This window comes from Mucilaginibacter sp. P5_A4, from assembly GCF_056400605.1.
The window spans coordinates 102756-128067 of record NZ_JBFUKX010000001.1 but is presented as its reverse complement, the minus strand read 5'-3'; the positions used below and the strand labels follow the sequence as shown (position 1 = coordinate 128067).

At 42.8% G+C, this 25312-nt stretch carries 25 protein-coding genes; 12 read left to right on the top strand and 13 right to left on the bottom strand.

Annotated elements, in window-relative coordinates:
• The first annotated feature begins 5 nt into the window (after positions 1-5).
• Together AC1DQW_RS00555 and AC1DQW_RS00550 are read left to right on the top strand one after the other, a co-directional pair.
• Positions 6-1382, top strand: a complete 1377-nt coding sequence (locus AC1DQW_RS00555) for a RagB/SusD family nutrient uptake outer membrane protein (RefSeq protein ID WP_477452353.1) — start codon at positions 6-8, stop codon at positions 1380-1382.
• 24 nt (positions 1383-1406) lie between these two features.
• Positions 1407-2708, top strand: coding sequence for a TlpA family protein disulfide reductase (locus AC1DQW_RS00550; RefSeq protein WP_477452352.1), 1302 nt, complete (start codon positions 1407-1409; stop codon positions 2706-2708).
• A gap of 78 nt (positions 2709-2786) precedes the next feature.
• On the opposite strand, the gene AC1DQW_RS00545 is transcribed toward AC1DQW_RS00550, so the two are convergent.
• From AC1DQW_RS00545 to AC1DQW_RS00535, 3 genes are all read right to left on the bottom strand, one after another.
• A complete protein-coding gene (locus AC1DQW_RS00545) occupies positions 2787-3140 on the bottom strand; it encodes a hypothetical protein (protein ID WP_477452351.1) in 354 nt (117 codons plus the stop codon).
• A 75-nt stretch (positions 3141-3215) separates the two neighbouring features.
• Positions 3216-3527, bottom strand: a complete 312-nt coding sequence (locus tag AC1DQW_RS00540) for a hypothetical protein (protein WP_477452350.1) — start codon at positions 3525-3527, stop codon at positions 3216-3218.
• 398 nt (positions 3528-3925) lie between these two features.
• Complete coding sequence (locus AC1DQW_RS00535; protein WP_477452349.1) at positions 3926-4882, bottom strand: helix-turn-helix domain-containing protein; 957 nt, start codon at positions 4880-4882, stop codon at positions 3926-3928.
• Positions 4883-6229: 1347 nt separating this feature from the next.
• On the opposite strand from AC1DQW_RS00535, the gene AC1DQW_RS00530 reads away from it, so the two are divergent.
• From AC1DQW_RS00530 to AC1DQW_RS00520, 3 genes are all read left to right on the top strand, one after another.
• Entirely contained in the window at positions 6230-6433 is a 204-nt protein-coding gene (locus AC1DQW_RS00530) for a helix-turn-helix transcriptional regulator (RefSeq protein WP_477452348.1), read from the top strand.
• Complete coding sequence (locus tag AC1DQW_RS00525) at positions 6423-6749, top strand: HipA N-terminal domain-containing protein (protein WP_253952241.1); 327 nt, start codon at positions 6423-6425, stop codon at positions 6747-6749. Before AC1DQW_RS00530 ends, AC1DQW_RS00525 begins: the two co-directional genes overlap by 11 nt.
• 129 nt (positions 6750-6878) lie before the next feature.
• A complete protein-coding gene (locus AC1DQW_RS00520; protein ID WP_477452347.1) occupies positions 6879-7676 on the top strand; it encodes a HipA domain-containing protein in 798 nt (265 codons plus the stop codon).
• A gap of 221 nt (positions 7677-7897) precedes the next feature.
• Here AC1DQW_RS00520 and AC1DQW_RS00515 read toward each other — a convergent pair whose 3' ends face one another.
• Genes AC1DQW_RS00515 through AC1DQW_RS00505 form a run of 3 tightly spaced genes read right to left on the bottom strand, consistent with a single transcriptional unit; the run spans position 7898 to position 9425 of the window.
• The gene (locus AC1DQW_RS00515; RefSeq protein WP_477452346.1) at positions 7898-8884 is read right to left on the bottom strand and encodes a type II toxin-antitoxin system HipA family toxin; all 987 of its coding nucleotides are present in this window, start codon (positions 8882-8884) and stop codon (positions 7898-7900) included.
• A complete protein-coding gene (locus tag AC1DQW_RS00510; protein ID WP_477452345.1) occupies positions 8881-9210 on the bottom strand; it encodes a HipA N-terminal domain-containing protein in 330 nt (109 codons plus the stop codon). The genes AC1DQW_RS00515 and AC1DQW_RS00510 overlap by 4 nt, the downstream gene beginning before the upstream one ends.
• Positions 9210-9425, bottom strand: coding sequence for a helix-turn-helix domain-containing protein (locus tag AC1DQW_RS00505; protein WP_477452344.1), 216 nt, complete (start codon positions 9423-9425; stop codon positions 9210-9212). Before AC1DQW_RS00505 ends, AC1DQW_RS00510 begins: the two co-directional genes overlap by 1 nt.
• 547 nt (positions 9426-9972) lie before the next feature.
• Between AC1DQW_RS00505 and AC1DQW_RS00500 the strand changes: the two genes are divergently transcribed.
• The gene (locus tag AC1DQW_RS00500; RefSeq protein ID WP_477452343.1) at positions 9973-12273 is read left to right on the top strand and encodes a histidine kinase dimerization/phosphoacceptor domain -containing protein; all 2301 of its coding nucleotides are present in this window, start codon (positions 9973-9975) and stop codon (positions 12271-12273) included.
• Positions 12274-12612: 339 nt separating this feature from the next.
• Positions 12613-13065 carry a hypothetical protein gene (locus AC1DQW_RS00495; protein WP_477452342.1) on the top strand — a complete coding sequence of 151 codons (453 nt, stop codon included), beginning with the start codon at positions 12613-12615 and terminating at the stop codon, positions 13063-13065.
• A gap of 10 nt (positions 13066-13075) precedes the next feature.
• On the opposite strand, the gene AC1DQW_RS00490 is transcribed toward AC1DQW_RS00495, so the two are convergent.
• The 3 genes from AC1DQW_RS00490 to AC1DQW_RS00480 all read right to left on the bottom strand — a co-directional run bounded on the left by AC1DQW_RS00490 (position 13076) and on the right by AC1DQW_RS00480 (position 15859).
• Positions 13076-13567, bottom strand: a complete 492-nt coding sequence (locus AC1DQW_RS00490) for a hypothetical protein (RefSeq protein WP_477452341.1) — start codon at positions 13565-13567, stop codon at positions 13076-13078.
• Between the two features lie 123 nt (positions 13568-13690).
• Positions 13691-14563, bottom strand: coding sequence for an alpha/beta fold hydrolase (locus AC1DQW_RS00485; protein WP_477452340.1), 873 nt, complete (start codon positions 14561-14563; stop codon positions 13691-13693).
• Between the two features lie 399 nt (positions 14564-14962).
• Positions 14963-15859: an alpha/beta fold hydrolase gene (locus AC1DQW_RS00480; protein WP_477452339.1), complete on the bottom strand. Its 897-nt coding sequence runs from the start codon at positions 15857-15859 to the stop codon at positions 14963-14965.
• Between the two features lie 416 nt (positions 15860-16275).
• Between AC1DQW_RS00480 and AC1DQW_RS00475 the strand changes: the two genes are divergently transcribed.
• The 5 genes from AC1DQW_RS00475 to AC1DQW_RS00455 all read left to right on the top strand — a co-directional run bounded on the left by AC1DQW_RS00475 (position 16276) and on the right by AC1DQW_RS00455 (position 22602).
• On the top strand, positions 16276-17511 hold the full coding sequence (locus AC1DQW_RS00475) for a Pycsar system effector family protein (protein WP_477452338.1): 1236 nt from the start codon (positions 16276-16278) through the stop codon (positions 17509-17511).
• 259 nt (positions 17512-17770) lie between these two features.
• Positions 17771-18307: a hypothetical protein gene (locus tag AC1DQW_RS00470; protein WP_477452337.1), complete on the top strand. Its 537-nt coding sequence runs from the start codon at positions 17771-17773 to the stop codon at positions 18305-18307.
• A 128-nt stretch (positions 18308-18435) separates the two neighbouring features.
• Entirely contained in the window at positions 18436-20403 is a 1968-nt protein-coding gene (locus tag AC1DQW_RS00465) for a sigma 54-interacting transcriptional regulator (protein WP_477452336.1), read from the top strand.
• A 292-nt stretch (positions 20404-20695) separates the two neighbouring features.
• Positions 20696-21535, top strand: coding sequence for a lysophospholipase (locus tag AC1DQW_RS00460; protein ID WP_477452335.1), 840 nt, complete (start codon positions 20696-20698; stop codon positions 21533-21535).
• A gap of 140 nt (positions 21536-21675) precedes the next feature.
• Positions 21676-22602 carry a LysR family transcriptional regulator gene (locus tag AC1DQW_RS00455; protein WP_477452334.1) on the top strand — a complete coding sequence of 309 codons (927 nt, stop codon included), beginning with the start codon at positions 21676-21678 and terminating at the stop codon, positions 22600-22602.
• A gap of 822 nt (positions 22603-23424) precedes the next feature.
• On the opposite strand, the gene AC1DQW_RS00450 is transcribed toward AC1DQW_RS00455, so the two are convergent.
• The 4 genes from AC1DQW_RS00450 to AC1DQW_RS00435 all read right to left on the bottom strand — a co-directional run bounded on the left by AC1DQW_RS00450 (position 23425) and on the right by AC1DQW_RS00435 (position 25285).
• The gene (locus AC1DQW_RS00450; protein WP_477452333.1) at positions 23425-23847 is read right to left on the bottom strand and encodes a DUF983 domain-containing protein; all 423 of its coding nucleotides are present in this window, start codon (positions 23845-23847) and stop codon (positions 23425-23427) included.
• Between the two features lie 63 nt (positions 23848-23910).
• Positions 23911-24537: a pyridoxamine 5'-phosphate oxidase family protein gene (locus AC1DQW_RS00445; RefSeq protein WP_477452332.1), complete on the bottom strand. Its 627-nt coding sequence runs from the start codon at positions 24535-24537 to the stop codon at positions 23911-23913.
• Positions 24538-24556: 19 nt separating this feature from the next.
• Complete coding sequence (locus AC1DQW_RS00440; protein WP_477452331.1) at positions 24557-24967, bottom strand: nuclear transport factor 2 family protein; 411 nt, start codon at positions 24965-24967, stop codon at positions 24557-24559.
• Positions 24968-25012: 45 nt separating this feature from the next.
• A complete protein-coding gene (locus tag AC1DQW_RS00435; protein ID WP_477452330.1) occupies positions 25013-25285 on the bottom strand; it encodes a hypothetical protein in 273 nt (90 codons plus the stop codon).
• Positions 25286-25312 lie beyond the last annotated feature (27 nt).

The window sequence follows — 25312 nt, the reverse complement described above, 5'->3', positions numbered from 1 at the left end:
ACAACATGAAAATCCTATATAAAAAGCTACTGCTCATTTTATTGCTGGGCATGGCTATGTCAGCCTGTAAAAAATTTGTCGACATTGCCCCCTCACCACAGTTAATCGCTACAGATGCAATTTTTTCAAATGACAATACTGCCCTTTCCGCGGTAAGCGGCGTTTATGTTCAGATGCGTTCCGGTAACCCATCTTTTGCCAATGGTGGCATTAGTATTTACACGGGGCTTACTGCCGATGAGATTTACAATACCTCATCAAGCTCGACTTACGATCCATATTACAATAATAATATCCTGTCAAACGATGGGAATATCAGTGATTTCTGGTCTACAGCCTATAACACCATATACCGCACTAATACTATTCTGCAGGGACTGGATAAAAGCAACGGCCTTACTTCGTCAGTTAAGGATCAGTTAAAAGGGGAAATGAAAGTGGTCAGGGCACTGATATATTTTTATTTGGTTAACCTGTATGGCGATGTTCCCTTGATTACCTCCCCTGATTATGCGCAAAATGCTATTGCCGGAAGAACGCCGGTTTCACAGGTTTATCAGCAAATGATCATTGACCTGACCGATGCACAGGGGCTGCTTACAGATACATATCCAAGCACAGGTAAGCTAAGGCCCAATAAACTAACGGCCACTGCATTACTGGCAAAGATATATTTATTTAAAAAAGACTGGGTTAACGCAGAAGTGCAGTCTTCAGCTGTTATCAACTCAAACCTGTATAATATTCTGCCTGATCTAAATGCTGTTTTCCTGATCAACAGTGGGGAAACCATTTGGGAGATCGCACCGGCAAACAATGCCGCAAATTCGGCTGAGGCCAGCGCTTTTGTCCCCGAATCATCTGATGTGGAACCGACATTCGCCATAAATTCCTATTTACTCAATTTGTTTGATGCCAATGATAAGCGCAAAACCAATTGGCTGGGTAGCAACACTATCGGCGGTGCGACTTATTATTATCCCAACAAGTTTAAAAACAGCAGCACAACCTCTATTACTGAATACAATGTGGTTTTCAGGCTTGCTGAACAATATTTAATCCGCGCAGAGGCAAGGGCACAACAAAACACCAATTTGCCTGGAGCAGTCAATGATCTGAATATAATTCATACCAGGGCTGGCTTGTCTGCCTACCCCACTTCCATGTCACAGGCAGATTGCGTACTGGCGATACAAAAGGAAAGGCGCTTAGAGCTTTTTACAGAGTGGGGTAACCGCTGGTTTGATTTGAAAAGATGGGGAACCATAGATAGCATTCTTGGGGCTGAAAAGCCTGACTGGAAACCTTATGCAGCCTTATTTCCCCTCCCTTTAGATCAGTTAACCTACAATGTTAAACTGATACAAAACACCGGTTATTAATAGCATCAGCCAAAGTTCAACACCATGAGAAAGTCAATTGTCCTGTTACATCTGATCATACTGATCGTTTTAATAAATAAGACCTGTCTGAAAGCGCAAAATAAGCCGTTAACAGTAGGTGACGAAGTGCCCGATATTACATTCAAAAACATATTTAACAGCAGCAATGCAGAAATCAAATTATCTGACTTGCGCGGTAAGCTGGTCATACTGGATTTTTGGGGCGTGTTCTGCATTCCATGCATTGAGGAATTTCCAAAGCTTGATTCTTTGCAAAAAATGTTCAATAATGAAATTCAGATAATTCCGGTTAATCCCCTAGACAGGGATTCTATCAGGCGGTTTTTCAAAAGCCATTCAAAAGTTTACCTGCCTTCCTTGCCGTTTATTACAGGCGATACCATACTGCAAAAAACCTTCCCTCACCAGGGTAATCCTTACATCGTTTGGATAGGAAAAGATGGAAAGATGCTGTTAGATGATGTGCCAATTACACAATCCCATATTGAGGCTGTCCTTTTCAATAAAACAATGAAAGTCCCCGAAGCTGTTAAGAATAATTACGTTGAATCCTTGTTTGATAAACGCTGGAGCGATGATATGGTATATTCCTCCTATATCTATAAGGGCGCGGATCTGGGCCTTAAGTTAGAGAAATCTAAAATTGGTCAAAGTTTTTCAGAAGGTGGAACCATTATGTTTTTGTATCAAAGGGCATGGGAAGGATTAACAAACGGGAAGTATGGGTTTTTCAGACCAGGCAGGACAGTTGTTCAAACAAAAGATTCGAGCAGCTACATCAAGCCTAAGAACCTTCACGGCTATGATGAACAGGTATGGCAGAAGAATAATCTTTATTGGTACCAATCTTCCATTCCCAGTGACAAACCGTATAATCCTTATGAGCTAATGAAGGAGGATTTAAACCGCGCTTTTCACTTAAATGCCGGTATTGAAAAAAGACCGGTAAGATGCCTTGTCCTGGTCAGAACAAGTAATATTGATAAAATAAAAACACAGGGGCATAAACCCCTTGATTCGTTTTTCAACGCAGACAGGATAGGTAAAGACTATGGCCCAACGCGTTCTTTAATCAATCAGCCATTCAGCAAATTCTCGAAAAGGCTGACAGCGTTGATAGAATACGGGCTCAAAAAACCTTTTGTAGATCAAACGGGGTACAATGGCAATATCGATATTCAATTCAAAGCAGATGCATTGGACGGGATTGCTTTAGGAAATCTGCGTAGTGCCTTGAAAATTTATGATCTTGATCTGGTTGAAAAAGATGTTGATTTAACTGTTCTTTCTCTAAAAGAAAATTAAGGTTTTAACACTAAAAAAACAGGGAAGTTGGCGATATGCCAATTTCCCTGTCAATAAAATTATACCGGAAACTGGGTCTTAATTCCTTTCCAGTATCCGGCTATCGGGAGCCGGCGACCCAACATCGGTGCCCACCGGCAATGACGCGTTTGTGGACCCAAATAAACAAATAGGCTGATTTGCATTGTCCTTGCAACTTTGGGCATTAATAACATTTGCTTTGGTATCGTTGTAAGAGTAGGCCCCTGTTGTTTCATTGGTACTTGCATCTACATGATACCAATACAGGGCTGCTGCCTTTGTGGTATTAACCGGAACTGCTTTTTTTACATCCGGTTTAAAGGCGAAAGCTACGCCTATAATTGCCACGAAGGCTAATGAAAGTATAGCTCCCAGCCATACTTTTTTATTTTTTAATGTGATTTTTTTCACAGGTATGAACTTTTTATAATAGCAAAAAAGGGCTCCAAAAACTTTATATTCGTATAGTTATGTGACGTTTTGCCTTTAGGCAGGCCTCACCGGAAACTTTTGCGCCCTGGGTGCTGCTGTTTCCATTTGCCCGAATAGCCCGGCACGGCTATTCGGGTTTTTCGTGAATAATGCATCTTTACGGTCGTGAACACTGGTGTGGGTAATTCTCTTTCGGACGTAAGCATGATTAAAAAGAGGCCGGATGTTGATGGTATAAAACCACAGACATGCTGCCATGTACCTCCGGATAAAACGGATGCAAAGTGCTGCCATAGCGGCCAGCATGACCTTTGAGTTATAATCCTCTGCCATGTCCCTGATTGTTGCTGCATCAAACGTTTTCATCCTCTACATTTTTTCTTGTTAATTAACTTAACACCAGCGGCGCAGCCTTGGCGTCACCTGTCCTGGGTTTGTGCACTTTATCGCTGTACCCGCGTTCCATGCATCAGCATCCGGTGCCATCTTAACAGTACCGGCCGGATATCCCTCTGATAGTTTTTACTTTAGGGGCTGCTATCATGTTGCTGATACTTTACCGCCAGGAAATGGCGGCTCGGCTCCCGGTACTCTCCTTACGTATCTTTGCAACGGTATTGATCGTTGCGTTTAGTAAATCTCGGTATCTGTTTTCCCCTAAAGCATAAAAAAACAGAGATAATAAGGGAGGGAAACCACTAAAAAGGGTAAGTTTTTTTATGCCTGTTTTTGAGAAAAAAGGGAGAATGGGCATAAAACAAGCCCTAAAGACTATCAGAAGGCGGGTATCCGAAAAATTTCTTGAACTGTATGCGAAAACTTTGCACATCCTTATATCCCACTAACATATATACTTCATTGGTGGATAGCTGGCCCGCCGCAAACAATTGTTTTGCCTTCTGTAAACGCAGATTGATCAGGAATGCATGGGGTGTGGTGCCAAATTCTTCTTTGAAGTTTTCGATCAGCGTTTTCTCCGTGATATGAAAAGTCCGGATCAGTGTTTGGTTGCTGAGTTCGGAGTCTGTATAGTTTTTTTCCAGAAAGTTTTTAACGCGGTATACCGGTTGTTCCAATTTGATCGAAACCATCTCGTCGTATTGGGCCAGTAACTGTTTGAAGAACCGGAGCAGCTCTGCTTCAATATCAGCTGCCTTATGATCATTCAGCTCGTATAACTGGAGCAATGTCCGGTAGATCGGTCCTGCTATCGGGCATCGGGGCATATGTCCATATAAAGAATTGCCATTATCGAGGTCAAAAACAAATATCTTTAGTTGGGGATATTGGCCGATATCTTTTTTCAGCCACTCCATTCTTGGAGCGATGTAAAAGATACGGTGAATGCCCGGCTGTAGCTGGCCAATATACTCGCCTGGCTTGTTGAATGTGGCATAGCATGTGCCCTTGTCTGCTTCGGTAATGAGCGTACCATCGGGAGTGGAAAAACGAATGTACCCCTCCAACATGAAAAAAAGAAACAGGGCTGATTCCTCCACCTGGTAACTCAGAGACAACTCCTTGTCCAGTTTAAATTCATACAATTCAATATAAAACAGGTAATGGCTATGATACTGGCGAAGTAATGTACCCCCTTCCAGTCGGATCAACTCGGCATCGGTATAGTTTACCGGGTAATGACTGTACCCTGGCGGTTTTTGACGAATGGGGCTCCGGGAAATAACCGGAGAAGAAAAATATAAGATGATAGGGTTTTTCATAGGCTTGCTAAAAATCTGGCTGCCCCCTATCTGTATCAGGAGTCTGCCTTAGATGTGTTTAATCATAGATAATTTTAATATTGCAATAGCTTATTTAATTAAGCTGCTTAATCTCGGCGTTATTTATATTCAAAAGTGTGACATGCGTAAATTTTTTTTCAGGGTTGAATAAATGCATTTTTTTAATGCGAAAACAGTGGTAAAAGGGTGGTAACTTTTGGGAGCGAAAAAGGGAGCAAACACCCAATAATTTGCCTGATTATCACTTCAACGCCAACAATTATTGCATAAATCGGCTCTTTTGGGGTTCTTCGCGATGAAAAAAAGTAAAAAATAGTTACTACCCTTTACCCCTGTAAAAAAATTCTTCTCTCTATGACAGCAGTTTCATCATAACCGAACCATTTATTCTGATATGTATCGGGAGAATCTTCCGGCGAAGTATCCTTTTAATTTTCTCCTACTTATCTGTTTCCTTATTTCAGATGATCGTGCACTTATCTTATCTATCCTTTTCTTTGCAATTTTTTGCTAAAGTGTTAACACTGTATTTTATCAGATTAAAGTTATGCTCCTGAAAATCTTTTATCAATCGATTACATTACAAAATGAGTTGATCTACATTACAAAAAAGGTCGTTCTACCTTAATAAATGGATTAATATACATCACAAATGAAGTTGCTTTACCTACCCTTTTTTCGCAATTTTTAGCTAAAACGTGAGTTTTATCCCATCTGGTTAAAGTTATAGTATGGATGTCTTTTTGTCAATAAACAATGGTTCAGAACGTACTTAACAAATGATAAAATCGACATTACCGATTGTTAATTGATCAATTAACAATTGGGTTGACTTATTACTTTTCTTATTCGCCGAATATTTTTGCACTTTTTATCATCCCATTATTGGCTATCTGAATATTGTTTGTTGACAGAAACCCTACAGAAAAGTCGCTCTCCTAATACCCATAGTATTCAGGACACATTAATACAAAAACACTTTCCGTTTACACCATAAATTTCAACGATCCGTTCGGGATATGCTAAACGTTTATCGAATAATTTAAAACTTTAACTTATAGGATTTGTCACGGAAAAGTGTGTAGCGATGCTGATTCATCAGGCCCCGTTATTTGAAAATCTGAATGGTAAAAGAGCGTACTGGTACTTAGAGTAACAGTATTGGATTTTTTTTAAACTAACCACTAATCCCGATAGGGTATAAAACAAGCATAATTTTACTATATAGTCCCGATAGGGTATAATTATGACATTAATAGAAGGTATGGTCCCGATAGGGTATAGTTAACAAATTTAGGTTATATTTGTACCCGAAAGGGTATAAATATGTTGTCAGAGTATTTGAAGAAAAAAAGGAAGTCGTTAAATCTTACACAGGAAGACTTGGCGGCAAAGGCAGGTGTTGGGCTTAGGGTTGTTCGTGAGATGGAACAGGGAAAACCAACATTGCGGATGGATAAAGTGAATCAGGTGTTGATGTTATTTGGCGCAGAACTCGGAGTGGTATTAAAGGTAAAAAATGATGAGTAGGAAAGGTTTGGTGTATTTTCAGGACACGCTGGCTGGTGTACTAGCGGAAACTGATGATGGTTACGAATTTACTTACCAGGCTGATTATTTAGAGAATAAGAACGCAAAGCCGGTAAGCTTAACGCTGCCATTGTCAACCCGGAAATATGAAAGTAAAGTATTGTTTGCTTTTTTCGATGGCTTGATACCGGAAGGTTGGCTGCTGGATTTGGCAACAACACACTGGAAGGTCAAAAGCAATGACCGGTTTGAATTATTACTATTAACATGCAGGGATGCAATCGGAGCTGTAACGGTTATTCCCGAAATAGATTAAGCTATGGCAAATTGTTGGTTTTGTTATCAGGATGCAGGTACATCGTCTTATCATGAAAAATGTTCAAGGCGATTTTTCGGTACGGCTAAGGTCCCTGAGCTGGAATTGAATAATAAACTTTTTAAAACATTGGCCGAACAGACCATCAACGAGAGGATCGCTGTAACCGGAGTTCAGCCCAAGCTTTCTGTTACCCTGAAAAAAACGAAGGGGCACAACCGTCTGACTATAGTAGGACTTTGGGGAGAATACATACTTAAACCGCAGCATCCTGATTTTCCGGAAATGCCGCAATCAGAAGATCTGACTATGCATTTGGCAAGCCTGTTTAAAATGCCAACTTGTGATCATACTTTAATGGAGGCATCAGACGGCAGTTTGGTTTATCTTGCCCGTAGATTTGACCGGGTGAAAGGCCATAAGGTTCACATGGAAGATTTCTGCCAGCTTTCTGAATTTTTAACAGAAAATAAATACAAGGGATCTTATGAAAAGATCGGTAAGCTTATCCTGAAATACTGTACTCAAACTGGTTTTGATGCGCTGACTTATTTTGAACTGGTGTTATTTTCTTTTTTGACAGGCAACAATGATATGCACCTGAAGAACTTCTCTGTGCTGTACGGGGACGAAGGAGTAAGCCTAAGCCCTGCCTATGACCTTTTAAATGTAAATCTTGTTAATCCACAGGACGATGAAGAACTGGCCCTGACGATAAACGGCAAAAAGAAAAGAATTGGATTATCTGATTTTGATGTGTTGGCAAGAAGTATGAATATACCTGAAACCGCCGTTCGGAATACCTATAACAAATTTTCCTCCGGTAATAAGGAGGTTGGTAAGATGATTGAAGCATCATTCCTGAGCCCCAAAAAAAAGGCACTATACCTGGAAATTTGGAATAAAAAGCAACGGTTGTTTAATTGACAAGCCACAGTTATGCATTGTGGATTTTCCTCCTGGTGAGAAAAAATAAAATCCTTATTCACCGCAGTCGCGAAGATAGCCCACGCCGGAATCAAACGTCAAGGGTACACAAGCGGGCCGTTGTGTCCGCTTCCAGCGGTTGGCCCGCCCTTGACATTTGATCCGGCTAAGCGCTTTTGTTGCTTAAGCGTTGAATAAGGCTCGGTTGTTCACAAGCTTTCTTATTTCTTTTGCAATTGTTTGAGCCGGCCTTGATAGGATTGCCAGTAGTGCCATTTTGTGGTTTCTTCTAAGAACGAGGAAAATGTGAACCGCTCAACAACGTCTGATTGTGAAACCATTAATTCCATCATTTCATTAAATACTTTTTCCGCGATACCTGCTTCCCTGGCCAACACACTGAATTGATGGCTTAATTTACCTTGTGCCATGTTTTTTGGTAATAGACCGTCATCAAGTGCGAAGTCCCGGTCGTTTATATGAATGCGACTATTCAATAGATCATAAGCAGGGCTGAAACGGTAATCGCCAAGCGGCGTTTCCAGTAACGAGAAATTCTTAAAGTGGGCATCTCCATTCGAGAATAAATAATTGAAAATTAATAGTTTCAATAGCTTTGGTGCTTCGAGTTTATATGCCGGCACGAATTTTTCCATCAGTTGGAATAGCTCAAGGTAATTTCCTTCGTATTTATAATGTTCACCGTGCGTTTGAGGTGTCCTGCCTGCAAGCGAAGCAAAATCATCTTGCGCCAGTTTGCTGCCATCCGGCTTAACGTCGAACCGCTTGGTAATATATGCAGGCGCGCCATTTTTAAAAAAAATCAGGGCATTCTCGGCAGTTTCAATACTGTAGACCTGGCGGGCGATTTGCATCGTTACATGCTCATTTGCCGGCATCTGATCCGATTTTCGGCCAGCATTTGGAATCGGTTTAAGAATATATTTTCCGCGCTCCCTCTCGCTAATCAGCCTAAGTTTGTTCTTTTCCAGCAAGACCGAGAATTTCTCCTGTACACCTGAGATGGACATTCGTTTCCTGTTTTCTTCAAATAATTCATCAGTTTCCGGATTAGAAGCGGGTGAATCGTAAGGTAGAATGTGGCTGACCTTTTTGCCATTGAAAACGCGGACGAGGCAAGTACGGCTATAAGTATCGTAACCGGACGCTAATGTGCCGGGGCAATATTCAATTTCTGGTATACTCATTCGTTTTCAACTTTATGTATGGTTACCGCGCCGATGGTATCGTTTTTTGCAATAGTCATCAATAACCCGAAATAATCATCCCGGTCCAGGCGGTTGAGTTTACACACGACCTGCTTATTGGAGCCTTCCGGCAGCATGTTATAAAAAAAGGGGAAAAGAAATTCGGAATGATATGCTTCGTGTCTCTTTGGCAAAGTAAGGCTAATGGCCGCTTTGCCCGGATCGTCGACCCAGGAAGGATCATACGCAAATAAGAACGATCCATCGTCATGCTGGGTTAATGTACCGGCTGCTTCATCTTTAAATAATACTTGTGCCGTTCTCATTAATTATTCGATTTCGTCTTTATTTTCATGGTTATTTCGAGGCCTAATGCATCTCCAAGTTTTTGCAACGTTATCAATGTTGGATTTCCTTTGCCGCTTTCAAATTGCTTAACGGTTCTCAATCCCACGCCCGACAATTCTGCCAGCGTTTCTTGTGTAACCTGGAGTGACTCCCGCCGCTCCTTTATCATCTTTATAAGTTTTTCAAAGTGCATTATGCTGCTCTATTTACTACAAATATATTATTTATAGTTGTAATAACATTAAAAAGTGCAGCAAAGTACACTTTTTAATGTTAGTTTCAGACTTTACAAAGAAGCCAAGCAAAAAGTGCAGTATATTGCTCTTTTATAAAGCAGACCCTCTGCAGAACAGGGCCGGCCACTTCATTCCCTTTCCGCAGGAAAAACGCTAAGTTGATCTTTAAGACCCGGGCTGGCGGGTCAGTTCCTTTGAAATCTTTCACTTTGACCTCCATTTTTTTGAAAACACTGACGAGGTGATGGTTACACCGTCTTATCAGCGATCCCGAACGGAAAAAGTAAAGAGTTTCAGTCCGTTTTATCAAAAAAACGACAACTGATATCTGTATTTTTATAACATATTCAAAGCAATTAGGTACCTCGTCAGCTACCCTACAATCAATGGGATAAACAGGGTAAGGCTACCGTATACAGGTGTAATTTTACATTTAATTGCTATTGTTTTATATTCGGGAAATAAAGGTTCCGGACTTATATGAACCTATAATCGACACAATTCATGAGAAACGCATTTTTATGCCTTTTCTTGCTTCTATTTGCCATACAGTCAGTCGCGCAAACCAGTAATTTCGACGAATTGCCTTTGCCCGTATTAAGGCAAAAATTGGCCAACAGCACCGCCGATACAAACAGAGTTCAGTTACAACTGGCCTTGGGGCATTTAATGATCTATAAACCCACTAAGGGAGAAAAAGACATTGATTCGGCCATTAACTTAGCAGCCCAAGCCGCAGTTCTCAGCCGTAAACTAAATTACCACTTTGGCATCATCAACGCTATGCTGCTTAGTGCAGAAACTTTTTACGAACGAAGTGACAGGGCGCAAGGCTTAAAGATTGCCAAAAACGCACTTGCTTTTGCGCAGAATCACAATAATAGTGACGGGCAGGCAAGATCGTATCACCTTATCGCTCAGTACTACCCGATTTCAGACCCTATCACCCTTCTTGACCGTATATTCTACATTAACAAGGCTATTTCCATATTCAGGAAAGACCGAAACGCCCTCTGGCTCTCCTTTCTGCTAACAGCAAACGCAGACCTGCTATTCCAGGCGGGACGAACTACGGAAGGACTTAGGTTACTGTTTGAAGCTTTAAATCTGGGAAAAGGTGTAAGTCGCAGAACTGTAGAGGGTATCTATTGGAATATCGGCAGGACATCATTTAGATTGGGCGATTATAACAATGCGCTAAAATACAACCTATTAGCTCTTAGAACGGCCAGGGAGGTTAATGATACCACCCTGCAGGTTAGCGTCATAAACCATCTAATTGCTTCCACCTATGTCAAAATGGAAGATTATGGACGGGCAATCCCGTACTCACTCGAAGTACTGAGGATGGCTAAACGCTACAACGACAGGGACTTTATTAACACAGAGTCTTCGGCACTCGCATTGGAATACACCCACACCAACCAACTCTCCAAAGCTTTAGCTATACTCAATGAAATGAAAAGCCGGGCCGGTAATGATCTGGAAAAACTATCGGTAAGCGTTGACTTTCTTAATAACCTGATTTATGCAAAACGCCTGTCGCAGGCCGGGAAATATACACAGGAAGTTAAAGAATTAATAGCGCGCATTCCCCGTGGTAACGTTAAAGAACTCATGAATGCATACAATTCGCTTGCTTCCTATTATTCGGAGACAGGACAGGTGAAACTTGCCTATCATTATACGGAGTTATATGCCACCATGGCACACAAGCTGAATTATATTGCAGGTATTAGAACTGCCGAATACCGTTATTATAAGCTGGTTTCCTTAAAGGGGGATTTGAAGTCTGCCATGCAGCATTTTCTTAAAGAACAGGAGATCAAGGACTCCATCGAAAATGTCGAAAGAGCATACCAGATTTCTCTCTTGCATATTGAAAATGAAACATTGGAGAAAAACAGGCATATCGACTCACTTACCCGGCAGGCGCAGATAAAAGACAGCAGATTGAAGCGAAATCAATTAATCCAAAACGTAACGATTGGCGGCTGTATCATGCTGTTGACCATCACCGGTTTAATCTATAGCCGTTATCGATTGAAGCAACGCAGCAATATTTTGCTTACCCGGCAAAAGTCGGAGATCGATCAAAAGAATACCGCTCTTCAACACCTGGTAACGGACAAAAATGAGCTTTTGGAAGATAAGGACAGATTGTTATTGGAAAAAGACCTGCTTTTAAAAGAGGTTAACCACAGGGTCAAAAACAATTTACAGATCGTCATGAACCTGCTGCAGTCGCAATCCGTTTATATGTCTAACGAAAGCGCGCAACAGGCCATTCTGGAAAGCCAGAACAGGGTCCGCTCGATAGCGCTTATTCACGATCAATTATACAAAACCGAGCATATTACACAGATCAACCTTTCATCCTACATTAAAGAATTGATTCTTTCGCTGAACGGTTCTTTAAATCAAAAAATTAATAATGTGGCGATCGTGTGCGAGATTGAAGATATCGCTTTGGATGTATCCCAGGCCATACCTGTTGGTATCATATTAAATGAAATTGTCACCAATGCACTTAAATACGCATTTCCAAATGACCAGATTGGAACCATTAAAATCCTTGTTAAACGAACAGGAATGTTTATAGAAATGCAGATCAGCGATAATGGAGTAGGATTACCCGCCGATTACGACTTGGCAAGTACAAAGACACTCGGAATTACACTCTTAAAAGGGCTGACGGCACAGCTAAAAGGTGCCTTTTCTGTTGACAGCAATAAAGGACTGACAATAATATTAAAATTCCCTGTTGAAGTTCCTGTCATTCAGGCCGAACTGCTTAACACATAAACTGTAAAACGCTATTGTGAAGATCTCAGTTGGACTATATCTATGCACGCGTTTACAGGTAATTCTTAAAATAGCCTAAACTTCTGTTTTAAGCATTAAAATGCTGGCCCATGCCCATTCCCGGTTAATCATCCGTATTATAACTTTTGTCATTTTCATGCCGTATGTTAAAGTATTGAACCTGTTAAAAGTTGTTAAATATCCATGAATCAGGCATGTTAAGACAGCCCCTGTGTAATAAACCTTGTCCAGCATACGTAATATCTGAAACCGCGGAAATACAGCAGGCGCCCTGTACAACTGCAATAACTTTATACAACTTAATGAAAAACATTCTATTTGACATTAGCCGCAATAGGCGGCACATCGTGGAGCAGTTTTGCGCAAACATCCAGCACTCTTTCGAAAGATTCATCGTCAACCTCACCTGCCAATGGTGCACATTTTAGCTTTGGGTTAGAAGGGGTGCGTACCGTTCCAGGTCAGGCGAAAGCCATACTGGGAGCCTCGTTCAGATACGAATTACATATCGCTTCCTATACGCTCCTTACGGCAACCGTCGGCTACTCTTTTCTGTCGGGAAGAGACCAAGAAAGCCCTAAATCTTTATGGCATAGACCAGTCGGGGCAAGTTTTTTACCCGTAAAAGTCGGTGTTAAGCATTACCTGGACAATCACTTTTTTGTTGAAGGACAGGCTGGTGCAGCCATATTACGGATGTCAGGGCAATTATGGATGATACAATTAGCTTTTTCATTGTTTTATTATTTATTGGTTTGTGAATTATTATAAATTGTTTGTGTCAGGTAGTGCGATATCCCGCCTTTCGGGTTAGTTCCTTTATTGAAAACTGAAGGAAGGTTACAGCGGGCAGCAAAAGCACTCGTAGCCCGGCGATCTCAATGCCCAAAGTTCCCAGTAAGGTATTGCCAAGGAATCCACAAATGACAATAGCGCATTTTTTAGATCTTCTAAAAATTGCCTCAACGCCCCTTCTTACAAAAAAGTAATGGGCGAGGTTCGGCGAAAGCAAGGTTATGCCTATTGGCATTGTTGTTATTTCTCCCTGCAGACTTTTACTGAATATATGCTGGAAGCCAATATCAAAAACAACCGCCGGAACGAGCAGGTAATTAATGGGCCCGTTATCGTAATGAAAGATCATACCCCCTATGCTCAACAACCCGCAACAGGTTATGAGAATCCTTTCGGTAAATAACATCCTGGAGGAATCGCCCCAGCGTAAGATCACCAGGTATATGGTTTCGGATATCGTTCTGATAGATGACTTCATGGTTTAATACTTATGATAAATGTTTGGCTGAGCAACCTATTCAGGCAATGCCGTATAGGTTCTAAAGTCTCCCGCCATGTCGCGGGAGACTTACATTTCATCAGTTCCTGTAAAAGAGAGGTGTTACTGTTTAACTTTGCGATCCAGGAAATCTTTGATCTTCTCAGCGATCTCATGGCCGTGGCTTTCCAGCGCAAAGTGACCGGCATCGAACAGGTGATATTCCAGGTTTTTGACGTCCTTCTTGTATGCCTCAGCGCCACTTACCGGGAAAATGTAGTCATTTTTTCCATAGACAACCAGCATTTCCGGATTATGGTCGCGGAAGTACTGCTGCCATTCCGGGTATTTGGGCGGGTTAGTTCCGTAATCATAGAACATGTCGAGTTGAATCTGCCCGTTCTCCGGTCTTTCCAGGTGGCGGAGGTCCATTTCCCAGTTATCAGGGCTGATCACCGAAGTATCAGGAACACCGTGCGTGTACTGCCATTTCAGGCCATCAGGATTGTGGAAAGTACTTAAAGTATGTTCAGCTTCTTTATTGCTGTGATCTGCCCAGTAAGCTTTGAACGGATCCCAGAAAGTTTCCAAACCTTCTTCATAGGCACAACCATTCTGAACAATAAGCGTATCGATCCTTTCAGGATGCTTTGAAGCGATTCTCCAACCTACCGGGGCACCATAGTCCATCAGGTACAAGCTGTACTTGGTAATGTTCAACTTGCTTAGCAACTCTTCGATAATTACCGCATAATTGTCAAAAGTATAATCGAATTCAGCAATAGAAGGCTGTTCGCTCCGGCCGTAACCCGGATAGTCGGCTGCTATCAAATGGTACTTATCCGATAGTTGGTCGATCAGGTTTCTGAACATAAACGACGATGCCGGGTAGCCATGAAGTAATACGAGGGTTGGGGCATCTTTAGGTCCTGCTTCGCGATAGAAAATGTTGACACCGTTGATGTCGGTAAAGTGGTAAGTAGTTTGATTTTTCATGATTCTAAAAAATTTATGATTTAAATATTTGGATAAATTTCTACCGGATTGTTGATCATCACCGGCGACATTTCAAAAGTAGATACCCGGGAAGTTTTTTGTATATCATGCTAATTATACATGTTATCATTAAATTGATATATAATTAATTAGCCTCATTAACAGGAGTTTAAGACATATATTCCCCTATATGAAGCAAATATTCAGAAGTATTTGCGAGGGGTAAAAGAGATCGCCGGGGCAGCCGGCGGTCTTCTTTTATTTAACCGAAATTGGAAGGAAATGTGGTCAATATTGTGTGGCGCTGTGGGTGCCCAGATTTTTATTTGGTCATGCGCTTATTGACGCCGACATGTCCAGTACAACATTATTGGAGTAGTGATATTACAGTTGTTGGATTTATACAGCCGCTTTTTTCTCCAAAAAAGATCTGATCAGCTTCGCAACCTCTATTCCATATTCTTCAAGCAAAAAATGCCCCCCGTCGAATAAATGGATCTCTGCATCCGGCAGCATCTTTTGATAGGCCAAAGCACCGGAACCCGGAAAAATGGTATCATTTTTACCCCATGCGATCAGCACGGGGGGCTGGTGCTGGCGTAGATATGCCTGCCATTCCGGGTATTTTGGGAAATTGCTGCCATAGTTGGCAAAAAGTATCTTTTGAACGGCTTTTTTACCGGGCTGTCCAAAAAAGAAATGGTCCGTATAATAACTGTCAGGACTGATACGATCCGGGTGCAGGGTTCCTGAAACATATTGTTCCTTAATACCCTCCAGTGACATCATATACTCTATTGCCGCATCCAGGCCTGCGAAATCCCCGGCTGCTGTCAGCGCTCCGATCTTCTGTACATCGGGCCCGAGGCCTTCTAAAAATACATTGGCATTTTGAATGATCAGGCTTTTGACCAGTTCAGGCCTTTTTTTAATTACCCGGAAACCGACCGGGCCGCCGTAATCCTGCATATAAAAGCTAATATGCTGCAGCCTCAGGGCATCGATGAATTGCTCTATGACCTCTGCCAAATGGTCAAAGGAGTAATCAAAAGCGGAAGGGCCCGGGCAACTGCTATAGCCAAAACCGGGGTAGTCCGGCGCGATCAAATGATATTCTGTGGAGAGCTGTTCGATCAGGTTGCGGAACATGTGGGACGACGACGGAAACCCGTGAAGTAATAAGATAGTGGATTTGTTTGGATCTCCGGCCTCCCGGTAAAATAGTTCTACGCCCCCAACCGTTACTGTTTTATAACTAACGTAAAGTGCATCATTGTTTTTAGCTATTTTCATCATATTCCGTTTTGTTTATTGTGGTTGACATCGGGTAGTTAACCGGTGATATAAATTCTTAAATGTTTCAGCGATATCAGCTTCCCGTCAAAAATAAGTCGATCTGATGGCACTGGTATACCATTTATATAGTAACTGGTATTAGTTTTATAATAGCTCAACATTTACATGGTGTTGTCCACTACCTAAACCATCCGCCGCTCCTCCGGCACAGGTCGTCTGTTCATATCACTGCATTACCTACAGATCGAATAAGTTTAATACTACCTGTTCTTCTTCATACGCTAAATGCTTCCTGAGCTTTACCGAACCTGGGATAGCTATAATAATAGTGATAACAGTTATAAGCCGTATGATGGAGCAGTTTTATATTGAACAGGTTGCGAGTTGTAGCTTTAGCCCAAATTATTTCCCATGCTATGGCACATAACGACTTGGTAAAAAATGCGGAAAAATATGTCAGCGCATATTATGAGGCCCACGTTATAGCCGGCATTTACTTTCATGATCTGCAACACACCAAATCGGTACTGAAGGCGATTAAATCAATCGCAGCGCAAAGCGGACTTCCTAAGACGGATACGCAGTTCCTGAAGATCGCCGCCTGGTTCCAATATACGGGTTTTCTGGAGTCACCGGAACATTCGGAGGAGGCATCAGCGGAACTGGCCAGGAACTTCCTGGTCCAGGAAAAAGCCGGGGATGAGGCTTTGCGGGTTATTCCTGCCCTGCTCGTGGCGAAAGCTTCCGAGAACTACCCGTCCGGAAAGTTAGAAGAGATCTTATTTGATGCCTGCCACAGCTATATGTCCCAAAAATCATTTCTGGATAAGAATCGGGCATTAAAACTGGAAGAAGAATTTTTCAAACATCAGGAGATCGGGAAAACAGAATGGCTGAGGCAGCGGGTTACGGCTTTTGAAAACCATAAGTACTACACGGTATATGGTCGTACGGAATTTACACCAAAGCGGAACCGTAACCTTGCGAAACTGAAAAAAGAGCTATGGATGCGAGAATTGGCTCTTGCTGAAAAGCATGCTGAGCCGGCTGAAAAAAGAGGCGTTATAGCGCACCCGGAGAAAGAAGCTACGGAAAGAGGGATCGATACCCTGTTCCGGGTCGTTTGTTCTTATAACGAGCGCCTGATTTCCGTCGCCGACAATAAAGCGCATATCCTGATTACGGCGAATTCAATCATCATGTCGGCGATCATCAGCCTGGTACTGCGTAAATTGCCGGAGAATACTTACCTGAGCTTACCAACTTTCCTACTACTGGGTACCAGTTTTCTTTCGACCGTTTTTTCTATCCTTGCCACCCGTCCTTCGGTACCAGCGGGAAGATTTATCCAACCGGAGATGGAAAAAAGGGAAATTAACCTGCTTTATTATGGTAATTACTATAAGATGGAAGTAGAAGAATATCTGCACAGTCTGCACCAGGCTATGTCCAGCCAAAGTTTTCTTTATGATACACTGGCGCGAAATATCTATGCTCAGGGTAAAGTACTGAGGAAGAAGTTTGATTTTCTGCGAAAAGCCTACAGTATTTTCCTTTTCGGCCTGATCATTTCCGTCCTGGCATTCATGATCGCATACTTCTTCCGGCCTCTGCCGGGGGTTACCAGTGCCTTAACCATTCCAAGTTTATGAAAAAGTTCTTTATCGTACGATTTCCGCTGGTAAGTACCATTCAAATTGCTTTGAATCCAAACGCGTTGTGCAGCACACCGATGCTCAGTCAACCACAGGATAATATCATAAAACCCGTTCATCCTTCCGTAGCCACATTCGTCGGATGGTAATCAATAACAGTCATTCCGGTCAGTTTTTTATTATAGGCGAATATTCGGTACATTCGTTTAACAAGATCAGAACCTGGTTCACCTGGCTATATTCGATGATATCCGCTATGAATTTAAAATCTCACAGCATCGCTCGAAAAAAGTTCCTGCCCGCTGTCTGGGTGGTTTTCTGTATTTTGCCGGGCATGACCAAAGCTAATGCACAGTCTGAAAATAGCGGATACTGCGGTGTTGCCAGGCAAAAGTTGTTACCCTGCATCGCCGCCGTCTCTATGCAAACCATCAGCCGGGATCTGATAGGGCGGTACTACCATAAACTGTATCACGCTCACCAAGCCGGGAAACGATATATTAAGGTCATTGATGAGCTGCAACCGGGGCAAAACTTATCCGATCAGGCGTTTAATTGCATTAAAAATTTAAGCGAATTCCCAGTGCAATATGAGGCGGGTAAAAGGGAACGCAACAAAATTTCAGATCACAGCCAGTACCAGTCGCAGCAGATCACAGCGCGCGAAGCGGACACAAATAAAAAAATTATACTTGCAGGAGGGGCACTGTTGCTGATCATTATCGTTCTTTTATTGCAAGTTTACCGGCAGGTGTGGACGCTATGGAACATAACTCCCTGGGCCTTGATCTGATTCAGGGGCTGTCCAAGCAACTAAAGGGCAGTTTCAGGATCGAGAATAAAAATGGTGTACATATAACGGTCCGGTTCGCTGTATAGTAACAACTGACCGTGAACGTTTAATAATTAGTATAAGTGAATATGAATAAGAAAATATTGATCGTTGAAGATGAATTTGTGGTAGCCAACGCGTTGCGTTTAACTTTGGAACAGGCAGGCTACACCGTAACCGGCATTGCCTCATCAGCCGAAGATGCTGATGAGCAGCTGCGGATTCAGAAACCGGATCTTGTACTTCTGGATATTCAATTAGACGGCAAACGGTCGGGCATAGACCTGGCCAGGAAGCTTAACGACGATAATATCGCCTTTATATATTTGTCTGCAAATTCCAGCCAAAAGATACTTGAAGAAGCCAAGGCCACCGATCCTTACGGATTTCTCATCAAACCGTTCAGGGAAAAAGACTTGCTGGTAACGCTTGATATTGCCTCGTACCGGCAAAGGAATGCTATGGAGTCCAGATTACGGCAGGAAGTGCTTTTGCAAAAACATTTAGCGGATATCGGTAATGAAACTTCAGATGCTAAAGAAAAACTTTTGAAAGTTGCACAGGCGATACGGATGTTTATACCGTTCGATCTTGTCGTTTCGGGCAGTCGTCCGGCAGATGCCGGCCAGTTTACTGATTCCGGATATTTAAGAGTTGGGTATGATGAATACCAGTATATTGGGGAAAAGGAATTAATGACCATTGCGGGACTAAGCAGCAGCACCCTTTCCGGGATACTTAAAGACAGTTACCCGGTGACCGATAGTGGGGGTTATGAAGGGGTGTCAGACGAGCACACCACTTTTACTCCCTTGCAGAAGATATGGCTTAATAGTTTTAAAATAAGCTCATCTCTCCGGTTCCAGGTAGTTACCAGCAATGGATCAACGGTAGATTATAGCTTTTATAGCCGTGAGCGCGAGGTGTACACACAAAAACATGTAGCCGTATTAAGGCTATTCAAGAACTGCTTGACTAAAGTCACTGATAAAATGATGTTGTCAGGCGCTGAATCGCCTACGATAAAACCTGTTACTACCCATATTGTGCCCAGTTTAGAGCCGAATCGCCAGGAATTTAAAGGTATTATCGGAAAGCACCCGCTATTACTGGCTGCATTAGATTTTGCCACCCAGGTAGCGCCTTACAATACCTCAGTTTTGATACTTGGAGAAAGCGGGACCGGAAAAGAAAAAGTTGCACACGCTATTCACGAACTGTCTTCCAGGAAAAAAGGGCCGTTCATTGAAGTAAATTGCGGTGCTATACCAGTCACTTTAATAGAATCAGAATTATTCGGCCACGAAAAGGGGGCATTCACCGGAGCTGTTGAAAAAAGAAAAGGAAGGTTCGAACAAGCGGAAGGAGGCACTGTTTTTTTGGACGAGATAGGAGAATTACCCTTAGAGATGCAGGTTAAACTGCTACGTGTATTACAGGAAAGGGAAATCAATTATGTAGGCAGCAATACGCCGAAGAAAGTGGATGTCCGTATCGTGGCCGCCACCAACCGCAACCTGGAGAAAGAAGTGGCCGATGGAAAGTTCAGGCTTGATCTGTATTATCGTCTGAACGTATTTCCGATAACCTTACCTCCCCTACGGGAAAGGAAAAGCGACATTGTGGACCTGATCACCTTTTTTGCCCACAAGTTTTGCAATAATTTCCATAAAGAGTTCAACGGTATTTCGGCTTCCATGATAGATGCCATGCTCGCTTATCAGTGGCCGGGCAATATTCGTGAATTGGAGAATGTGCTGGAGCGGTCCGTTATCCTCAACAGCGGGGATTCTGAATTGGAATTAAAGCAACACCTTACCGGTACCCCGGCAGAACAGTCTGAAAATGCCGGTATAGAAACATTGGAAGATGTAAAGCACATCCAGCGTCAAACGGAAAAGGCCTATATTATTTCTGTTCTCAAAAAAACAGAAGGGCGGATTCGCGGAAATAGCGGCGCAGCGGAATTACTCAATCTTAAGCCTACGACGCTGGAGTCAAGAATGGCTAAATTAGGTGTCAAAAAGGAAGATTATTTAGGTCCCGCAGGAAATTGACCGGCGCAGCATTTTTGACTTTTATCCATAAAAAGAACCGCTACCCTGCAATTATCTTAGCCAGATAGTTCTCCAAATTATAGTCTGCGGAGCCCATCCCAGCATCGCTCAACTCCAGTTTTTTCAGAGTCTTATCCGAATGGCCTCCGAAAAAATTGGAGTTTATCGGCAATTTCGTTTTTATTCGATTTTTTTTAAATTTTCAAACATCTAATTATCAGCTAATTATATAATTAAAGGGTTAACCCGTGGATTTTAATGACTATGGCACGTATTTGACTATACCATAGTCATGGAAACAACATATCAACCCAAGCCATCAACATTCACTAACCAAAAAGGGCAGCATGTTTTTTATCGGAACTGGCTGCCGGCGGGTAAATCAAAGGGCATTGTTCTTATCATTCACGGGTTAAATTCTCACAGTGGATATTACCAGGAATTTGCCGCCCAGCTAAAAGAGAATGGATTTGAAGTTTTCGCGATCGACCTTGCCGGCCGTGGCCGCTCCGAGGGAGAACGGTACTATATCGCGGATTATCACGATGTGTTTGCAGACATTGACCTGTTAATGAATATTGCCAGTTCTACATGTCCATCAAAACCTATATTTCTTTTCGGTCATAGTGCAGGCGGCGTTTTCGCGTCTGCTTATGCAGTGCAAAACCAGTTCAAGCTGCAGGGCCTTATTTCCGAAAGTTCTGCTTTTCAGATCCCTGCGCCCGGATTTGCCCTTGCGGCAATGAAATTTCTGGCGCGTATCATACCGCATACCCGGCTTGTGAAACTGAATAACACAGATTTTTCGCGTGATAAATCGCTCGTTTTTAAGATGGACAAAGACCCGCTGCTGGAAAATGAAAAGCAGCCGGCCAAAACCATGCAGCAACTTTTACTTGCAGGGGAATACTTGAAAAAAGAAATGCCGGCAATCAAACTTCCCATCCTGATACTGCATGGCACGGCGGATAAGGCCACTGAGCCAGCGGGAAGCGAATATTTTATGGAACATGCATCTTCAGCTGACAAACAGCTTAAATTATATGAAGGGCACTACCACGACCTGCTGAATGATAAGTTTAACGAAATCGTTATCAGGGACATACTGCTCTGGCTGAATGAAAGGGTTTAAATCCTTGGCGCCGGATGTCGATATGACTGACGCACCAGACAAACATCAATATTCTTTTAACGTCCGTTTGCAAGGGCACAAACCCGGACAAGCGTTCACTACCAATAAAACAAAAATCTTAAAACCTTAATCCTACAGCTATGATCAATTTAGAATGGTTCAGAACCTTTAAAGTCATTTATGAAGCGGGAACGCTATCTGCGGCAGCACAAGCCTTGTTTATTTCCCAGCCTGGCGTTAGCCTTCATCTAAGTTCGCTGGAATCATATGCCGGCCACCGTCTTTTCGACCGTGATACCCGGAAAATGGTAGCGACGGAGCGGGGTACCATGCTTTATAATTTTATCATTGACCATATGAACAAGCTGGAAGAGGCAGAGCACAATCTTCACCGAAAATCTAAAATGGAAAAACCGACAGTTAGCATAGGAATGTCTACCGGGATCTTCCAGTATATGCTTGAAGCTCATATTTCCGAATTACCTTTCAACCTGGTTACCAGGTTCGGCGATTATCCCCAAATGCTTCAGGAGCTGAACAATGGCACCTTAGACTTAATTCTCACCCCTCAAAAAGGCACGCAGCATAACCTGGAATACAAGCCGTTCGCCAAAGAGCGGTTCGTCCTGATCTGTGGCAACCAGACGGAGACCACTGAGTTTGATGAACTCCTCCTGAAAGGTGACCGGCCGGCGTTCCGGGACTGGCTCTCAGGTCAGAACTGGTATACCACCGCTTCCGACATCGAACACCTCAACCGTTTCTGGTCTGCCAGCTTTGATACTTTGCCCAGCTTCAGGCCGAAATATGTTTTGCCATCCCTTGGTTCAATCCTGCGTTGCATGGCAACGGGTAAGGGATTTGCTGTGGTCCCGGATTTCCTCTGCTGCAATGAGATCGCAGGCAATTCCATAAAAATAGCCTGGGAAGGAAGTCCACCCGTGGAAGATACGCTATATTTCGGGAAGCGTAAGAATACAGCTTATCCGGAAGAGATCAAATTTCTTGAACAAATCTTAGCCAAAAATTGGCCGCAGTGCCCGGAACAAGTAACACCGGTTAATTGATCGTTCAGCCACCAATACGCGGGAAAGGATCCTTAAGTAGCGCTAAACCAGCAGCCACTCAAATTAAGGCCCTACCAAGTGACAACTTTTGACCTGCCTGGACCGAACGGTCTAAGAAATGTTCCAGTGGGTTATTAAGCTTGCTTGCCGTAAGCGGCAAGCAAGCCAATCCCCTGAAATTTTAACGTTACCGCTGCTTATTAATACCACCCCGGTTCCATCCAAATTTGACAACCTACATCTCCTATTTTGTTTATCAGCGGCGTAGACACCCGGACATTCGGGTAAACAATTTTAAATGGCAGGCGGGGTGAAAATGGTAGATTACCGTAAAGTTATGTGACGTTTTTTCGAATGGCTAACTATTAACCAGCCTGAAGGTTTCCCTACAGGAAGTCATTTACAAATGACATGATTCATAGAGGAAAACATTCCGATATTCAAAATAGATATGGTGGAATTGTGTGTGATAGTCGCCACAGCTACTCAGTACTTTAAAGATAATTTTCATGGCGGCCGTCCAATACTTTTGGTATCCTTCGGAACTTCAACGGATTGCTATCCCGGCAAAACAACGATTAAGCCGTGCAAATAATTGCCTGGAAGATTTTGGTTATTAAACCAGCGCGAACCCATGCGTACCTGTTCTATTGCTGTCAAATAACACTGGGTTCTCCAAATACATAGACTGCATTCGAATCGGCATGCGGTTTAAAGGCTAAACAGCCTCATCTTATATACCATATTTTATGACCAGATGAATTCATCACTGCTACCAGACACGGTAATATAACCGGAATCATCATTGATCTCTTGACCTTATCAGGCATGTTCCTTACGATAATCGGGCCTGGCGCGCTCCGGCTCAAAATGAACACCGGGTGTCAACCAGAACAACAGGATGATGCGGGAATATTGAAAGGTAAATGGCCAGAACAGAAAAGCAGGAACCAATGTCGCCACCACATATACCCATGGGTTCCAACTATGAGTAACAATATAAGTTGTCATGGCAAACGTTAACATGATGGCCACATTCATTCCATAACTCACAAACATGGCTACATAGAAATATCCGGGTTCAATCTCGAACTGAAAATTGCAATGCGGGCACCTTTCATTCATTTTCTGACCGAAGAACGTCATTGGATTTGTTAAAAACATATTGCCAGTGCGGCATTTAGGGCATTTTCCGTGCAGCGCTGCCTTAAATTCAGAATGTGTATACGTTGGTTCAGTGGTCATGTTATTACCTTTCTTTTTATTAGCGTAGGTGTACTGTTATTATTTAAGCCCGATTGATCTGTTTTAATTACCAGGGAGGCTATGTCTCTGCAACATCCTCAAACGCTTAATCTCTTCCTCCAGGGATTGTACATAGCCGTTTCTTTCCGCGAACGCTGCTTCTATTTCTTCCAAGGTATATCGGGGTGTGATATGTTGCGGGCAATTCCAATTGTAACCTTTTACCGAAAAAAGTAACATTCGTTCAGCTTTGTGTTTATATCCCGCCGGGTCAAGTTTTTGAAAAAGTTCCGGGTCCTCCGATATCCCGACGATCTTTATATCTGCGAACAGCTTAAGCCGGGCTCTTTGCGGATAGTCCATCAGGATCAAGGACACTTTAGAATTGTCGGCTGCGTTACCAACAGAGATGTATTGCCTGTTGCCACTGAAATCGACCACCCCGAGCGTGGAGTCATCCAGTACCTTAATGAAACCCTTCGGCCCTCCGCGGTGCTGTATATAAGGATATCCCGTTTGGCTTACGCTAGCTATATAGAAGCTGTCCCTGCTGCTAATGAAACGCTCTTCGGACTCTGTGAGACCATCTTCATGGTAACCATTTTCCATCCTTGCGTAGGCCGTACGGCTCCCGTGTAACTCTTGTAATTTCTTTACCGCGTCGGTAAATGCTATTTGTTCATAATTCATATCGCCGGCCAACTATTCATCATAATGTTTTTTCATTCTCATGGATGGCCAGGTCATTGATGCTTGCATATCGTTTTCGCATCAGGCCGTTTTCATCAAATTCCCATAGCTCGTTACCATAGCTTCTGTACCACTGCCCGGCCGCATCCTGCCATTCGTATTGGAAACGTACCGCGATCCGGTTCTCATGGAAACTCCAGAGTTCTTTTTTCAGCTTATAATGAAGTTCCTTTTGCCATTTCTTGCTTAAAAAAGCCTTTACTTCCTCCCTGCCATTAATGAATTCGGCCCGGTTTCGCCATTCCGTGTCAACGGTATAAGCCAGGCAAACCCGGTCAGGGTCGCAGCTGTTCCAGGCATCTTCTGCCAACTGAACTTTTTGTAGCGCCGTTTCTAAAGTAAATGGCGGTAGTGGTGCTCTTTGTTCCATACACGTAAATATTTTGATAGTTTAGCAATTGCAAAACCTGCCGCTTTATCCTTTGATGCCATTAATCTTCGGCGTAGCGTCCGGATCGAAGTCATACTTATCACAGCGGTCATCGTACCAATCCTTTACAAATTGCTCCAGGCTTTCTAAGTAGGCTTCTATGGCAGGTATTCCTTCTGCCTCTTTTCCGCTGTCAACCAGCTGGGGCACCGTAGCATTATCATCTATGATGAATTCGTATCTTAAGGAAGTCCCGTCTAATCGCTCTTTCCAGCCAGTAACATCAAGGCCGTTTCGTGGATAAGATATTGTGATCATATCGTTTTCATTTTAATATTCAATCTA